This is a genomic window from Massilia sp. SYSU DXS3249 (assembly GCF_053668055.1).
In genome coordinates this window covers 1-1,283 of record NZ_JBSIPX010000044.1, presented here as the reverse complement: position 1 = coordinate 1,283, position 1,283 = coordinate 1, and the positions used below count along the sequence as shown (strand labels likewise).

General features: G+C 56.7%; 1 protein-coding gene. It reads right to left on the bottom strand.

The window, feature by feature from the left end; translation table 11 throughout:
• Positions 1-64 precede the first annotated feature (64 nt).
• Positions 65-1,171: an IS481 family transposase gene (locus ACWCIA_RS22870; protein ID WP_454166784.1), complete on the bottom strand. Its 1,107-nt coding sequence runs from the start codon at positions 1,169-1,171 to the stop codon at positions 65-67.
• Positions 1,172-1,283: the final 112 nt, after the last annotated feature.

The following is a 1,283-nucleotide window of genomic DNA, read 5'->3' as shown; positions in this document are numbered from 1 at the left end:
TGTATAGCACAGACACATAGGTAACAGGTGTCTAGACACATAGGTAACACTGCCGGGTTAAATTTTAGCGGCTTTTGAGGTCGATTTGCGTCACCTCGCGGTCGCAGAAAATGACCTGGAAGATGCCATCTTCGTCTGCTGGTCGGATCGCTACGAGCTCGCCTGTCAAACCCTCGCCGACGTAGTAATCGTGCCCTTTGAAGGCAAGCTGGCCATGGCGCCGGACCTGGCGGACGGTGTCGGCATCGTCGTATTCAACGATCGGTAGCTGAGCCGGAAATATCCTGGCACTGTGGCGGTAACGCGTGATCGGCGGCTTTTGTCCAAGTGCTTCATGAGGCCGTATCAGGTTGTACTGGTCACGCCAAGCATTGAAAGCGACCTGGCATGACTGGATCGACGCGAAGCCGAAGCGCGTGAGCAAATCCCGCTTGAGCGTACGATGGAACCGCTCGTCCTTGCCTTGTGTTTGTGGATGGTATGGCCTGCTATGGCTGACACGGATTCCAAGACGGATGAGCCATACCTCCAGGCGCGATAGCGTGTTATGCCCGGAAGTGCCCCAGGGTGGGCCGTTATCACAGGTGATCCGCTCGGGCAGTCCGTACAGGCGAAATGCCTGCGTCAGTGCGGCTTGCACCTGGTCGGTGGTCTCGCCGGAGCAGGCTGTCAACGCCACGGAAAAACGCGAGTAATCGTCAAGAACCGTCAGCGGATGACAATGTCTGGCACGTGGATCAGTCAAAGCGAAATGACCCTTGAAATCCATCTGCCATAGCAGGTTCGGCGCTTCGTGTTCGAAGCGCTTTTTTGCCGGGCTGGTTTGATCTGCCTGAGGCACCAGCCGGCGTCCATGCCGGCGCAAGATCGCGGCAATCGTGTTCGGGTGCAGCGCAATTTCGTCAGGCAGCAAGGCACGCAACTTCCGCGCTCCCCAGCAAGGGTACATCTCGTGTAGTGCCAGCACCTTCTCTTCCACGTCGACACTGCAGCGTCGAGGCATCGATAGCGGCCGCCGAGACCGGTCGCTCAGGCCTTCCTTGCCATGCTCGAGGTAGAGATTACGCCACTTGTAGCCGGTCTTTCGGCTAACGCCGAAAGACCGGCACAGGGCCTGCATGTCAACGTTGGGCGCTGTCGCCAACATGGCAAATTCGAGTCTGGAGGACATTTGGGAACTCTCTTTCCAGGGCATCGCACACTCCATTTGTTGGCTGTGCAATGATCATAAAAGTGTTACCTATGTCTCTAGACAGGTGTTACCTATGTCTCTGTGCTAAACA